18 protein-coding genes are annotated in these 12,153 nt (G+C 70.6%); all 18 read right to left on the bottom strand.

Annotated elements, in window-relative coordinates; translation table 11 throughout:
- Positions 1–10 precede the first annotated feature (10 nt).
- The 18 genes from A6A40_RS20815 to A6A40_RS20900 all read right to left on the bottom strand — a co-directional run bounded on the left by A6A40_RS20815 (position 11) and on the right by A6A40_RS20900 (position 12,153).
- Positions 11–256, bottom strand: coding sequence for a hypothetical protein (locus A6A40_RS20815; protein WP_108547777.1), 246 nt, complete (start codon positions 254–256; stop codon positions 11–13).
- A 23-nt stretch (positions 257–279) separates the two neighbouring features.
- On the bottom strand, positions 280–669 hold the full coding sequence (locus A6A40_RS20820) for a hypothetical protein (protein WP_108547778.1): 390 nt from the start codon (positions 667–669) through the stop codon (positions 280–282).
- An 83-nt stretch (positions 670–752) separates the two neighbouring features.
- Positions 753–1,229: a hypothetical protein gene (locus A6A40_RS20825; protein ID WP_014188174.1), complete on the bottom strand. Its 477-nt coding sequence runs from the start codon at positions 1,227–1,229 to the stop codon at positions 753–755.
- Between the two features lie 78 nt (positions 1,230–1,307).
- Positions 1,308–1,727, bottom strand: coding sequence for a hypothetical protein (locus tag A6A40_RS20830; protein ID WP_108547779.1), 420 nt, complete (start codon positions 1,725–1,727; stop codon positions 1,308–1,310).
- The gene (locus A6A40_RS20835) at positions 1,727–2,029 is read right to left on the bottom strand and encodes a head-tail joining protein (protein WP_108547780.1); all 303 of its coding nucleotides are present in this window, start codon (positions 2,027–2,029) and stop codon (positions 1,727–1,729) included. The genes A6A40_RS20830 and A6A40_RS20835 overlap by 1 nt, the downstream gene beginning before the upstream one ends.
- 68 nt (positions 2,030–2,097) lie before the next feature.
- Positions 2,098–2,427, bottom strand: coding sequence for a hypothetical protein (locus tag A6A40_RS20840; protein ID WP_108547781.1), 330 nt, complete (start codon positions 2,425–2,427; stop codon positions 2,098–2,100).
- A gap of 3 nt (positions 2,428–2,430) precedes the next feature.
- Entirely contained in the window at positions 2,431–3,456 is a 1,026-nt protein-coding gene (locus A6A40_RS20845) for a major capsid protein (RefSeq protein WP_108547782.1), read from the bottom strand.
- Between the two features lie 12 nt (positions 3,457–3,468).
- Positions 3,469–3,828, bottom strand: a complete 360-nt coding sequence (locus A6A40_RS20850) for a head decoration protein (RefSeq protein ID WP_108547783.1) — start codon at positions 3,826–3,828, stop codon at positions 3,469–3,471.
- Entirely contained in the window at positions 3,825–4,370 is a 546-nt protein-coding gene (locus A6A40_RS20855) for a hypothetical protein (RefSeq protein WP_108547784.1), read from the bottom strand. Before A6A40_RS20855 ends, A6A40_RS20850 begins: the two co-directional genes overlap by 4 nt.
- Positions 4,367–5,215 carry a S49 family peptidase gene (locus A6A40_RS20860; protein ID WP_108547785.1) on the bottom strand — a complete coding sequence of 283 codons (849 nt, stop codon included), beginning with the start codon at positions 5,213–5,215 and terminating at the stop codon, positions 4,367–4,369. The genes A6A40_RS20855 and A6A40_RS20860 overlap by 4 nt, the downstream gene beginning before the upstream one ends.
- Before the next feature lie 14 nt (positions 5,216–5,229).
- Complete coding sequence (locus tag A6A40_RS20865) at positions 5,230–6,840, bottom strand: phage portal protein (protein WP_236783922.1); 1,611 nt, start codon at positions 6,838–6,840, stop codon at positions 5,230–5,232.
- Positions 6,840–7,073, bottom strand: coding sequence for a phage head-tail joining protein (locus A6A40_RS20870; protein ID WP_108547786.1), 234 nt, complete (start codon positions 7,071–7,073; stop codon positions 6,840–6,842). The genes A6A40_RS20865 and A6A40_RS20870 overlap by 1 nt, the downstream gene beginning before the upstream one ends.
- Complete coding sequence (locus A6A40_RS20875) at positions 7,070–9,142, bottom strand: terminase gpA endonuclease subunit (RefSeq protein WP_108547787.1); 2,073 nt, start codon at positions 9,140–9,142, stop codon at positions 7,070–7,072. The genes A6A40_RS20870 and A6A40_RS20875 overlap by 4 nt, the downstream gene beginning before the upstream one ends.
- On the bottom strand, positions 9,126–9,656 hold the full coding sequence (locus A6A40_RS20880; protein ID WP_014188164.1) for a terminase small subunit: 531 nt from the start codon (positions 9,654–9,656) through the stop codon (positions 9,126–9,128). The genes A6A40_RS20875 and A6A40_RS20880 overlap by 17 nt, the downstream gene beginning before the upstream one ends.
- A 106-nt stretch (positions 9,657–9,762) precedes the next feature.
- Positions 9,763–10,509: a hypothetical protein gene (locus A6A40_RS20885; RefSeq protein ID WP_108547788.1), complete on the bottom strand. Its 747-nt coding sequence runs from the start codon at positions 10,507–10,509 to the stop codon at positions 9,763–9,765.
- 12 nt (positions 10,510–10,521) lie between these two features.
- Entirely contained in the window at positions 10,522–10,785 is a 264-nt protein-coding gene (locus A6A40_RS30775) for a hypothetical protein (protein ID WP_158279328.1), read from the bottom strand.
- Positions 10,782–11,573: a DNA-methyltransferase gene (locus A6A40_RS20895; protein WP_108547789.1), complete on the bottom strand. Its 792-nt coding sequence runs from the start codon at positions 11,571–11,573 to the stop codon at positions 10,782–10,784. The genes A6A40_RS30775 and A6A40_RS20895 overlap by 4 nt, the downstream gene beginning before the upstream one ends.
- 73 nt (positions 11,574–11,646) lie before the next feature.
- Positions 11,647–12,153: a host-nuclease inhibitor Gam family protein gene (locus A6A40_RS20900; RefSeq protein WP_108547790.1), complete on the bottom strand. Its 507-nt coding sequence runs from the start codon at positions 12,151–12,153 to the stop codon at positions 11,647–11,649.

Genomic DNA, 12,153 nt, shown 5'->3' on the forward strand with positions numbered 1-12,153 from the left:
AGGGCGCCGGTCACCCGGCGCCCCTGCCCTTGCCCATACCCATGTCCGGGGCCGGGCGCTTGAGGCCGAACACGGCCCGCGCACGCTCCTTCAGCTCCGCCGTGTCCTTGGGCTTGCGCTTCTGGCGCTTGGCCCCGGGCGTGGTGGCGGCGAGGAAATCGACCTTCCCGTCCAGGGCCAGCTGGATGTCGGGGAACGGGGCGTCCAGCGCCTCGCTGCGCGACCATCCCAGCCAACCCGTGGCGTACTGGAACATCTGCTCCACGTACTCCGCGAAGGTCAGCCGGCTTCCCCCGATGCGGCGGCCTCGATGCCGGCTTCAGCCGTCCCAGCCTTGGCGGTTTCCGTCTTGGGCGCCTTGCCGCCGCCGGCAAGGAAATTCAGGAACAGCAGCACCTGCGGCGCGACGACGATGACGCCTTCGTTGAAGATCGCCTCGGCGGTGGCCTCGGCCTGTTTGCCGACGCGGCCGGCGGCGGCGTTGACGACGTTCACCAGCGTGTCGAAGTCGAAGGCGTTGGTGTTGGTGAAGGCCTGGTTCAGCCCGCCATACAGGCGGCAGATGGTGCGCGAAGCGCGGACGTTGGCGAACAGCTCGACGTCTTCACCGTCGAGGGTGATGGTCATCACGCCGTGCGCGAAGCGCGGCGCCGTGCTGGGGACGGTCATGGCAGGATCTCGCTTTGGACGGGGAGAAGAGCCGGCAGCCAGGGCGGGCTGCCGGCGCCAGGGGTGGAGGTTGGCGCCGGCGCTTACGGCGCGTCGGCCGCCACCTCGATCGGCTCGGCGTCGATTTCGAGGCCGACGCTGGCCTCGATCACCTTGTCGTTGCCGCCGATTTCGGTGGTGTAGGACATGACGTAGGCGCGCAGGTAGATCGTAGTCGGCGTGCCGCCGTCCGGGGCGTCGTCGAACTCGATCTTGATGTTGTAGGCCGCCTTGCGGTTCTTCGCCGCGGCGCGGATCGCGATCTGGCCGGCGCCGGTCGGAACGCGGGCGAGCTTCAGCGTACCCGAGCCATAGTCGACGGTGCCCTTCTTCTTGTGGACCGCGCCATCGCCCAGCGTCTTGTAGGTGACCTTCTCGAAGGTCTCACCGAAGGCGCCGATGTCCTCGATCTCTTCGACCTCGGTCCAGGCGAGCGCCTTGTACTGCGCTTCGGTGGTGCACAGGGCGGTGGTGGAAATGAACAGGCGCGTGCCGGCGCTCTGAACAGCGTTGCCGCTCATGGGAATGCCCCTCCTTCGGGCAAAGAAAAGCCGCCCGGAATCCCGGGCGGCGGGGAAGCTCCGGAGGCTCCGGAAGGCTCAGGCGTCGGGCTGGCCGAACTTGGTCTGGTAGGTCACGACGAACTGCAGGCGGGTCACCCCGGCCTTCAGCTCGCCGCTGGTCAGGCGGTCGGTGACGGTGCGCACCAGCTCGATGCGATCCAGCGTTCCGCCGAACTTGCCGCCGACGGCGATGGCCCGCTCGATGCGCAGCGCCATGGTGTCGAGTTGGTCGTCCAGGTCGGCGCCGGCGCGGACGTAGCCGTCGATATAGAGGTCCATGCGCCGCATCTGGCGCCGGCTGCCCATGGTGAGTTCCTGTGTCGCCTCGTCGGGCGTGAACAGGCCGATGCAGGGCAGCGCGTCGGCCTGGAGCGGATCGTCCCGGTTGGCGGTGACGGGAGCGATGGAGGCAAGCGCCGCGGCGATGGCGCTGCGGATGCGGGTGCGGGCGTGCATCAGCGCGACTCCCGCAGCAGCAGGACGGTCATGCCCTGCCCGTCCGGCCGCGGCTCCGACACCGTGAAGGACAGGCCGCGCAGCTCGACGGCGGCGCCGGCGGGCACCGGCCCGCCGATGTCGGCGTCGACCACCGCCAGCGAGGTCATCAGGGTGGAGACCGGCCCGTCGTCGGTGTCAACCTGATAGTGCCGGCGGTCGAAGATGCCGGTGACGGTGACATCGGAGCGACCGGCCCGGCGGATCACCGCCGGCTCACCGAAGGCGCCGATGCAGGCGCTGTTGAGGTCATCGAAGACCATAGGCCAAGTCCCCAAACGCGACGGGCGGCCCGAAGGCCGCCCGTGTCGCGTCGCTGCTGTGGTGCCGGTCAGCCCTGCAGGGCGGCCCACGCCTTGTCACGCCGGTCAGCGGTGACCTCCACCCCCAGCACGTCGCCCAGCGCCTTCAGCTCCGGCTTGCCGGCCTTGAAGTGCTTGGCATTCGCCGGGTCGAGCTGGCCGATCGCCGCGATGATGCGGTCGAGCGGCAGCCCGTCCTCTTCGATTTCTTCGCCGGCCTTCACCCAGCGGGCGAAGCCGCGGGCCACCAGCGAGGCGGCCTGTTCGTCTTCCGGATCCTTGACCTCGATGACGGCCCCCGGCCGCAGCGTGGTCTCCTTGGCCACCTTCACGGTGACCAGCAGGCGCAGCTTGGCCATGGATCACCTCACCGTCGCGGCCATGCAGGCGTTGGGACGCCGCGGGTAGACCAGCGGCGCCGACTGGCTCAGCAGCAGGCGCCGGCCCGGGTTCTCTTCGATCCAGCTCTTGGGGAAGATCTCCAGGGCCTGATAGCCGGCGCGCGGGTCGAGGATGGCACCGTGGGCCTGGGTGCCCTCCATGGCGCCGGTGGCGCCCAGCAGCACCGTGTGATCCGGCAGCAGCGGCTTGGTGACGCCGCCCTCGGTGTAGGTGTCGTTGTAGGTATACAGCTCGACCATGCCGATCCGGCCCTTGTAGACCGGGGTACCGGGCACGCCGGGCTGGAAGCCCATCTGGACGATGGCCGCCTGTCCCAGGTTGCGGTCGAGCACCTTCTCCAGCTTCGGGTCGGCCTCGAACAGCGCCCAGGCCTTGGCGTCCATCACCACGACATTCACCGCGGCGCCGGACTTCTGCCCCACCAGGTCGATCCATTCCGACAGGTCGGCATAGGGCGACACGCCGGCCTCGCCCCAGCGGGCGCCGGCGGACAGCACCAGCGACAGGTCGCCGGCGCGTTGGAAGTCCACCAGCACCTCCGGGTATTTCTCGCCCTTCACCACGCATTTGCCGGTGCGCAGGACCTCGGCCGCCATCACCTCCTTGCGGCGCAGGATCTGGGTCAGCTGGCGCTGCAGCTTGGCGCCCAGGATCGCCTGTTCACGCGCCGCGGCCGACAGGGCACCGCCCAGCGGTTCGCCGGCCAGCCGGCGCAGCGGCTCGTCCGGCTTGATGTCGTGCAGCGGCTTCACATAGGCCGGGGCGAACATCTTGGTTTCATAGCCGGTATCGGTGCCGACGCGGCCGGCGGCCAGCGGCGAGACGAAAGGCGCGACCTCGATGTCGTCGACCTCGACGTCGAAGATGATCTTCTCGGTATCGCTGAAGCTGGCCAGCGGGAAGAACATGTCCAGCAGGAAGCGGGGAGCCTTGGCGCGCAGCGACCGCAGCACCCCCAGCATGGCGAGGGTGGAGTAGATGTCCATGGGTGGGTGTCCTCAGAGGAAGATCGACAGGTCGCGCAGCGCGTCGGCCGCCGACGCGGCGGAATGGCCGGCGCCGAAGGTCAGCTGGTCCGGGTTGAACTCGCCGGCGACGTAGACAATGGCCTCGACGTCGGCCGCGGTGGCATCGACCGGTTCGGCCAGGATGGCGCGCGGCGCTTCCGAGCCATCGCTGGCCATGGCCACCGACAGGGCATAGCGCTTGCTGGCGGCGATGCGGCCGAGCACGGCACCGGCGGCGAGCACACCGGAACCGCCGGCGATGGTCACCAGCCGGGTGACGCGCGGGAAGTCGCCGCCGATCAGCGACGGCAGCGGTTGACTGGTCTGGGAGGAAAAGCTGGCGGGGGTCATCGGGTGCCGTCCTTCTTCGCAATGAGCCCGACGGCGGCCATGCTCGACAGCACCGCGGCGGCGGCCTTTTCGTCGTCGCTCAGGCTGCCGGTGTCGGTGGAGGCGCCGACGGTCGGGTTGGGGTGGGCGTCCATGGCGGCGAGCGCCAGCGGGTTGCCGGTGGGGGTGGAGGCACCGGGCGCGGTGGCGCCGATGGGGGCGGCCTCCAGCGCGGCGCAGGCGGCCTCGACGGTCAGGTCGGTGTTGAAGGCCAGATGGGCGGCGAGCTGGACGCGGCCGGCAGCGGCCGGCGCGGCGAAGATGGCGGCGCAGCGCTCGCGCTCGCCGGGCGCGGCGGCCTGCTGGCTGCCGGCATTCTTGTCGCCACCGTCGCCGTTGCCGGGCGTCTGGTCCTCTTCGCCGTCCTTCGGCGTGGTCTCATCCTGCTGGTCGGCATCGTCGCCGGTGCCGGCCTTGGTTGTGTCGGTGCCCGCCTGGGTCTCCCCGTCCGCCGCCTTGGAGCGGCCGAAGGGGTTCAGGTGAGCGAAGCTGAACGTTTTCACTGGGTGTCCCTCACATGATCCACCAGAGCCGCAAAGGCCTGGTCGGGTGGCAGGACCGCATCGGCCAGCCCAAGGCGCACGGCCTCGGCGGTGCCGACCGGCCCCTCGAAACAGCGGGCCTCGGTGGCGAGAACCGCCGCCACGTCCAGCCCGCGGGCGCGGGCGACGGTCTCGGCGAAGAGCTGGCGCAGCGCGTCGACCTGCCCCTGCCAGTCGGCGCGCACCGCCTCGGGCAGCGCGGCATAGGGGTGGCCATCGGTCTTGTGGGCGCCGGACTGGATGAGGGTCGGTTTCAGCCCGGCCTCCTCCAGCATCCGGGAATAGTCCCAGTGCATCAGCCAGACGCCGATCGATCCCACCCCGCCGGTGCGCGGCACCGCGATGCTGTCGGCCGCGCAGGCGATGGCGTAGGCGGCGGAATAAGCCTCTTCGCTGCAGATGGCCGCCACCGGCTTGGCCGCGGCTTTCTTGGTGGCGACGATCCAGTCCACCAGGTCGAAACAGCCCTGGGCGATGCCGCCGCCGCTGTCGATGTCCAGGCAGACGGCGCGCACGTCCGGATCGGCGAAGGCGTGCGCCAGCTGAAAGCGCAGCCCGTCGTAACCGGTGGCCCAGCTGGCCCCGATGGTGCCCAGCTTGGGCACCAGCAGGCCGGCGACCGACACCACCGCCACGCCCCGGTCCACCTCGTAGGGCCGGCGCGTGCCGTTGACCTCGCCCAGCCGGGTGCAGCCGGCCGGCAGCTCCCCGCCGGCGCGGTTCGCCCGGGTCAGCTGCACCATGCGCGCAGCCGCCGTCTCGGCCCAGGCTGGGGCCACCAGCACGGGCTGCATCGTCTTCAGCATGTCGAAAGGCTCCGTTACGCGCCGGCGGCGGCCGGCTCGGGCTGGTCGGGGGTCGGCATGAAGTTGACCTCGGGCAGGGTCAGCCCGCGCGCCTTCAGCGCTTCCTGTTCAAGCGCAATCTGGTCCAGCAGGTCGTCGAGGTCGCGGCCCTGGTCCAGCGCCTCGTCGCGCAGGGTGGAGATGCCGAGCCGCACCCGCATCGCCGCGGCGGTGATTTCCTTCACCGGGTCCACCCAGCCGCGCGCCGGACCGCGCCACACCCCGCGCAGCCACGCCTGCCGCCGCGCCCGGCTTTCCGAGAAGCCCGGCAGGTCGAGGTAGCCCCGCCACACCGCCTCCTCCAGCACCAGGTCGAGCGTCGGCCGGCACCAGGTCAGCGTCTTGTGCATGCGCAGGAACAGCACGAAGCGCCAGCCCTCCAGCAGCGACGCGCGGGCCGAGCTGTAATTCGTCTTGCTGAAGTCGCGCATGAAGGTCTCGTAGGTCATGCCGATGCCGGTGGCGATCAGCCGGCTGACCGTGGTGACGAACCCGTCCATCCCGGCGCTGGGGCGGTTGGACGAGTAGCCCTTCAGCGACTCGCCCGGCAGCAGCCGCGGGATGGCGCCGCCCGGGCCGATTCCGAGCTGCACCGACGGCTGGGTGTTGCGCATGTCCATGTAGCTGTTGGCGTCGCCGAACAGGTCGAGCAGCGTCTGGCCGTCGGCCGGGGTTTCCAGCACCGCGGCGATCACCGCATTGACCACCGCCGCCTGCAGCTCGGCCCGCTGGAACCGGGCGCGTTGCTTCAGCTCGGTCATCACCGGCGCGAACACCGACACGCCGCGGTGCTGGCCCGGCCGCTTCTGGTCGAAGGAGTGGATCACCACCCGCCGGCCGCCCGGCCCGCGCAGCGGCACCCGCTGCCACTCCGCCGCCGCCATCGCCCACGGCATGAACAGGTCGCCCGGATGGCTGCTGCGGATATGGTAGGCGACAGGCGCGCCATACCCGTCGATCTCGACACCGTCGCGCAGGCGGGGATCGCCGATGCGGTCCTGCGGGTTGGACAGCCGGTCGGCCTCCACCGTCTGCATGACGGTGGCGAAGCGGCTGCCCAGCCGGCGCTGCCGTTCGGGCAGCCACAGCGCCAGCTGCAGGCTTTCGCCGGCGACGAGGTCGGACTGCACCGACTGGCGCAGCATCGCGCCGAAGGGCAGCTGGCCGGTGACGTCGCAGGCGTCGCGGTCCTCGCTCCACTCGTGCCAGATGGATTCGATCCGGCGGGCGGCGTCCTGTGCCTGGTCGCGGCCGATGCCCAGCGCCCGGTAGTCCGGCATCGACTGGAAATCCAGGCCGAAGCCGATGGCGCTGTCCTTCAGCGACTGGACGGCACCGGAGACCAGGGCGTCGTTGCGCTCCAGGTCGCGGGCGCGGGCGACGATGGTCTGGCGGTCGCCGTCGAGGTCGGCATCGGGGGAGCCCGCCGCCGGCGTCCAGTCGCGCAGCTCGGGCGCGTTGCCCGATCCGGCGAGAAAGGCGCCCATCGCTGCCTGCGCCCGGGCGCGGCGGAACCCGGCTTGCCGGATCTGGGCCTGGGCGATCGGCCGCCCGTGTTGGTCGAGGATGACGGGAGCGGTGGCCATCAGCCGATCATCCGGACATAGGGCGACACCGCCGGACCGCGCCGGCCCTTGGCCGCGGCGATCTGGCGTTCCAGCGAGGCGATGTAGCTGGCGAGCTGGGCGGCGTTGGCCGGGGCGTAGTCGACCACGCGGTCGCCGAAGCGCACGCTGACCTTCTGCTGGCCGATCCGCAGGGCATGGTGCGCGGCCCGCGCGTCGGCGAACCACGCCTCCAGGGTGGTGACGTCGGTCATAGGTAGAGCTCCCCTTTGTCGGTCGAGGCCGGCGGCGTCGGTGCCACCGGTTGGACGGCTGCGGCCGGCCGGCTCAGCCGGCGCGCCCGCTCCACCGCCGCGGCGATGGCGTCGGCCGGAGTCGATTCCGTCACGGTTTCTCCAGCTTCAGCCGGTGCCGCCTTGATGTCGGCCTCGCCCAGCTTGACGTATTTGCCGGACAGGGCCTGCAGGCCGCACACCGCAGCATAGGCGTAGACGAAGCACACCCCGGCCTCATGGGCCTCGGCCGGCTTCTGCCACACCGTGTATTGCTGGCCGCGCGGAACGATCAGCCGCTCGCGGGTCAGCTGGGCGAAGAACTCGTCGTCCAGCTCGCGGGCGCCGTCGATGGCGGCTTGCGGGAAATGCACATGGCGCGGCCCGGGCTTGTCCACCGCCAGGCTGCCATAGGCCCAGTCCCGCGCGGCGTTGCCGCCGATCATGTACCAGACATGGCCCAGCTTGCTGGACGGCTTGCGCGGCCACACCCTGCCCCGCTGGCCCCGGCTTTCCGACCGGCCCTTGATCGCCCACACCCGCCGGGACCGGCGCTTGTTGGCGAAGGCATAGACCTCTTGCGTGTGGTGGCCGCCGCTGTCGATGCAGCTGGCCCGCACGTCCAGCGTGGTGCCGTCCGGCTTGCGGTAGCGGCGCAGCAGCACGCCCTCGTCCAGCGCCGCCCACACCTCGCCCTTGGCCGGATCGCCGGCCAAGACGAAATGGCCGATCAGCCAGACCTCCAGCCCACGGCCCCAACCGTAGACGGAGGCCTCCAGGCGCGGGTTCACCGTGCCGGACTGGACGTCCACCCCGACGGTGATGAACTCGACACCCGCCGGCACCTCGGCCGGGTACGGCTCCATGCGGTCGATGAAGCTGCTGCTCTTGACCTCCTGCCCGTAGGTCGCCCGGTAGGGCCGGCCCAGCCGCAGGTTCATGAAGGGCTGCACCAGCGTCGCCGGATCGGCCTGCGCCTCCAGCCATTCCTGGACGATCACCGGCCAGGCGGCGTTGGGGTTCAGCGACATGCCGGTCCACAGATGCATGCCGACATGGCCGGGCACCTTCGCCTTGGCGGTCGGGCGCCATTCGCCGTTGGCGTCCATCCACGCCTTGTGCCGCTCTTCGATGATGCAGCCGCAGGTGCCGACGTACCACACCTTGTCCAGGCTGCCCTCGGCGTCCAGGCTCCATTTCAGCCCGTGCGGCACGTCCGGCCCGCCCCAGTCGAGATACTGCCAGCCATCGAGCTGACCGGCGGCGTCCGAGCATTGCGGGCACGGCACGAAGTAGCGGCGCTGGTCGGACGCCAGCCACAGCTTCCATACCCGGCTGGTCTCGTACAGCAGCGGCGTCGAACCGCGCACCATCGAGCGGTTCCAGAAGGTTTCGCCGCGCGTCCAGAACAGCTTCAGCTTGTCGCCCTGGGTCTTGGCCCCGGGCGTCCAGCCGTCGCCGTCGATTTCGTCGGCGAACAGGAAGCGGGCGGAGTAGCGGCGGAAGGCATCGTCCGACGCGGCGCCGACCACCCGCACGCTGGCGCCGTTGCTCAGCTGGTAGAAGGCGGCGTTGTCCTGTTTCTCCCCCTTCTTCACCGGCCGCATCAGCGGCTTCAGCACCGGCGTGTCGCGCAGCATCGGGGCGATTTCGCCACTTCCAAAATCGTCGGCGTCCGGCACGGTGGGCTGGGCGATGGCGCACAGCGTCGGGTCCTGGTGGAGGTGGTAGCCCACCGCCAGCGTGGCGCAGCGGGTGTAGCCGACGCGCGCCGCCTTCAGCACGGTCAGCAGCGGCACCGCCGGGTCGCACATGGCGTCCAGCAGCCCGCGCTGGTAGCCGTAGAGCGTCACCTTGCCATGCTCGGCCCCGGTGCCCTTCGGGATCCAGCCGTAGCGTTCGGCCCAGGCGGAGCCGCTCATGCGTTCCTGGAACTTCAGGCTGCCCTCGAACAGGGACAGCAGCGCCCGGCGCAGCTCGCCCCGTCCGGTGCGGTAATCGCCGTGCCGGTGGGCGCTGACCCGCGCCGCCGCCTCAAGCCCCCGGTTCATCGCCCACCGCAGCGCCCCAGCTCTTGACCAGCTCGTCCCGGGCGGCGTCGAAGGCTCGATTGATTTCCGTCTCGGCCATCGCCTGGATTTCCGGCGCCCCGGTCATCGCCGCGGCGCGGCCGGCGATCTTGGCCACCGCGTTCGACAGGCCGGTGCGCAGCCCAATGCAGAAGCCGGCGACGTCGGCCGCCGCCTCATGGCGGTTCACCACTTCGTTCAGCGCCTCGTCGGCCTTGATCTCCGCCACCACCGCATCGGCCACCGCCTTGCGGCGCTTGGCCTCGTCGGCGGTGATGACGCCGATCTCGCCCTCATAGCCGGCAGCGACGTCGGCCACGGCGCGGTCCACCAGCCAGCGGTGGACGTCGGCGGTCGCGAAGGCCCATTCCCGGCCCTTGGCCCCCTTCTCCGCGAAGGGGCAGCCGTCGCGCACCCAGGCGTCGACGGTGGGCAGGCTGACGCCGAACAGGTCGGCCAGCTCCGCCCGGTTCACCCGTTGGCCCGGTTTGGACATAAACAAAAACCTCGATTCAAAATTTTCTCAGAGGGTGGACCGGTGCGGCCCGAATTACCCTCGTGGGTAGTACCCCCCGGAAGGACCCGTCGCCGCCCCCGGCCCGTCAGCGCCGGGCGGCGAAGCGGGCGTTGACCGTCCGCACCGCCTCCTCCAGCCGCCGGCCGATGTTGGCCCGCACCGCCCGCTCGACGATGTCGTGGAAGCGGAAGCGCGGGCGGTAGCTGGGCGCCCGGACGAAGATCACCACCGGCCGGGCGTCGGCGCCGTCGCGCCGGTAGATGCCCGGCGGCAGCCCGCCGGCGTTGCCCGGCAATGCTGCGAAGTAGCCGTTGCGCCGCCGCTTCTTCCGGCTGCGGGCGCTGTCGCTCCGGTTGGCGCTGTAGCCCTGTTCCCCGAAGGCCCGTGTCTGCGACAGGATGCGCACCACCTCCGACCGCCGCATGTTGCCGTAGGCGTCGAGGCTGGCCTCTTCGCCCGGAACGGCGAACATGCCGGCCGGCAGCAGGCCGGCGCCCCGCAGCTGGCGCTCCATCCGCTTGTCCCGGCGCGGTCCGCCCTCGACGTTGGGCAGCAGGTAGCGCGCCGCCGGCGTGCCCTTGCCCCAATCGTCCTTGAAGCCCACCCAGGCCACCGGGTCCGCCTTGGTGGCGGGCCGGACGAAGGTGGCGTTGACCGTGTAGGGCGTCGGCCGGTCGAAGGTCTCCGGCAGCGCCCGCTGAACCGCCAGCTTGGCGTCCTGCGCCGTCCTGGTCAGCGCCATCGGCAGCGCGTAGCGGGTGAGCTGGTCGCCATACTGGCGGATGGCCGCCTTCACCTGCTGGGCAGAGGCCCGGATCCGTGCGTCGGCCATGGGCAGCAGACCTTAAGGCTTGCGGTTGGCGTCGCCGTCAAAGTGTTCACGCGTGAACACTTTGGACCGACCGCGGAAGCGGTCCCGGACGTCGAGCCCCAGCAGCACCAGGCGCCCGGCCACCAGCGCCACCGTGCCCCAGAAGGCCAGCTCCTGCGCCGGCCCATGCAGGGCATCGAGCCACCAGCCCATGGTGCCGCCGATCGTGACGATGACGCCGTCGGTGGCGGTTCGGGCAGTGAGGCCGTGCATCACGTCCTCCAGATGCATGGTCATGCCGCCAGCTCCTCGGTGAGGTTGACCAGCCGCTGCCAGCCGGCCTCGAAATAGCGCCGGTCGCGCTCGATGCCGATGAAGCGCCGGCCCGTGGTCAGGGCGGCATGGCCGGCCGACGCGCTGCCGAAGAACGGGTCGAGCACCGTTTCGCCCGGCGGGCAGACGGTGCCGATCAGCTCGGCCAGCAGCCCCACCGGCTTCTCCGTCGGGTGGGCCCCGAACCGCACCGGCGCATGGCGCAGCACATTGGCGACGTTCCGGCGCAGCGGCTCCGTACCCTTGCCCTTTGTGAAGTGGTGGATCAGCTCATGCTGGTGGCGGAAGTGCGTCCCCATGCCGAAATAGGTCTTGTCCCACACCAGCAGCCCCACCCGCTTCAGGTCGGCGCTTTCCATGGCGTCGGCCGCATGGCCGTTGAGGAACAGCGCGGCCTCGCCCCCGTCGATGGCATCGGCCAGATGATCGCCCATGCGCCAGTCGATGAAGGCCAGCACATGACCGCCCGGCTTGAGCACCCGCTGCCACTCCATGGCGCAGCTGCGCAGCAGGTGGAGGAAGCCGCGCGTGCTCAGGCTGTCGGAACCGAACCACCGGTCACCGCCGCCCTTGGTTGACCGCGTCATGGTCTTGCCGTAGGCGGTGCGGCCGGCCTCGCGGGTGGCGCCGCTGGAATAGGGAACGTCGGTCAGCACCAGGCTGACCGAGCTGTCGGGAAGCTCCCGCATCCGCTCGATGCAGTCGCCCAGCATCAGCGTCGCGGCGCCGATCGTCACGGAATGCATGGTCATCGTGAAACCCTTGGATTTCAGCCGTTTTTCAGGGGGTAGCTTGCGATAATGTCTGTTTTCGCAAGCTCAGGACTCAGGCCGCCGACACCGTCAGCGGCTTGACAAAGAAGGCATCGTCGCCCCCCTCGATGGAGACGCCGGGAATGGTCGCGGCCACCTTCGGCTCCGCCAGCAGCGCGGCCCGGTCGACCTCACTCTTGGTGCGGATGAAGCGCCGCAGCTTGCGATCTTCCTCCAGCAGCGTCAGCAGCGCATCGGCGTCCGCCACCACCAGCTTGGCCGTCGTCTTCTTCACGCCCATGGTGCCGGTGGGCAGCGCCACCGACTTCTTGGTCCCGGTCAGCAGGGTGGAGCGGTTGGCGTCGAAGTAGCCGCGCAGCAGTTCCGTGTCGGCCGCGATCGCCGTGCGCAGCGGCGCCGCCGCAGTCTCATAGGCGAGGTTCGCCTGTGCGACCGCGACGTCCAGCGCGGCCTTCAGCCGGGCCAGCTGCGCTTGCGCAGCGCCGATCCGGCCCACCACAGCCGCAGCCTGGTCCTGGGTGCGCACCCGGCGCACGGGAGCGGCGACAGTCTCGCCCAT

Origin of the sequence: Azospirillum humicireducens (assembly GCF_001639105.2) — a bacterium.
Classification (GTDB): Bacteria; Pseudomonadota; Alphaproteobacteria; order Azospirillales; family Azospirillaceae; genus Azospirillum; species Azospirillum humicireducens.

Coding starts and splice junctions, on each gene's coding strand:
- A6A40_RS20830 (WP_108547779.1), bottom strand. CDS start 1,727: ATGCACGCCCGCACCCGCATCCGCAGCGCCATCGCCGCGGCGCTTGCC.
- A6A40_RS30775 (WP_158279328.1), bottom strand. CDS start 10,785: ATGACCATGCATCTGGAGGACGTGATGCACGGCCTCACTGCCCGAACC.
- A6A40_RS20845 (WP_108547782.1), bottom strand. CDS start 3,456: ATGGACATCTACTCCACCCTCGCCATGCTGGGGGTGCTGCGGTCGCTG.
- A6A40_RS20850 (WP_108547783.1), bottom strand. CDS start 3,828: ATGACCCCCGCCAGCTTTTCCTCCCAGACCAGTCAACCGCTGCCGTCG.
- A6A40_RS20865 (WP_236783922.1), bottom strand. CDS start 6,840: ATGGCCACCGCTCCCGTCATCCTCGACCAACACGGGCGGCCGATCGCC.
- A6A40_RS20820 (WP_108547778.1), bottom strand. CDS start 669: ATGACCGTCCCCAGCACGGCGCCGCGCTTCGCGCACGGCGTGATGACC.
- A6A40_RS20815 (WP_108547777.1), bottom strand. CDS start 256: ATGTTCCAGTACGCCACGGGTTGGCTGGGATGGTCGCGCAGCGAGGCG.
- A6A40_RS20840 (WP_108547781.1), bottom strand. CDS start 2,427: ATGGCCAAGCTGCGCCTGCTGGTCACCGTGAAGGTGGCCAAGGAGACC.
- A6A40_RS20825 (WP_014188174.1), bottom strand. CDS start 1,229: ATGAGCGGCAACGCTGTTCAGAGCGCCGGCACGCGCCTGTTCATTTCC.
- A6A40_RS20885 (WP_108547788.1), bottom strand. CDS start 10,509: ATGGCCGACGCACGGATCCGGGCCTCTGCCCAGCAGGTGAAGGCGGCC.
- A6A40_RS20900 (WP_108547790.1), bottom strand. CDS start 12,153: ATGGGCGAGACTGTCGCCGCTCCCGTGCGCCGGGTGCGCACCCAGGAC.
- A6A40_RS20895 (WP_108547789.1), bottom strand. CDS start 11,573: ATGACCATGCATTCCGTGACGATCGGCGCCGCGACGCTGATGCTGGGC.
- A6A40_RS20860 (WP_108547785.1), bottom strand. CDS start 5,215: ATGCTGAAGACGATGCAGCCCGTGCTGGTGGCCCCAGCCTGGGCCGAG.
- A6A40_RS20875 (WP_108547787.1), bottom strand. CDS start 9,142: ATGAACCGGGGGCTTGAGGCGGCGGCGCGGGTCAGCGCCCACCGGCAC.
- A6A40_RS20835 (WP_108547780.1), bottom strand. CDS start 2,029: ATGGTCTTCGATGACCTCAACAGCGCCTGCATCGGCGCCTTCGGTGAG.
- A6A40_RS20880 (WP_014188164.1), bottom strand. CDS start 9,656: ATGTCCAAACCGGGCCAACGGGTGAACCGGGCGGAGCTGGCCGACCTG.
- A6A40_RS20870 (WP_108547786.1), bottom strand. CDS start 7,073: ATGACCGACGTCACCACCCTGGAGGCGTGGTTCGCCGACGCGCGGGCC.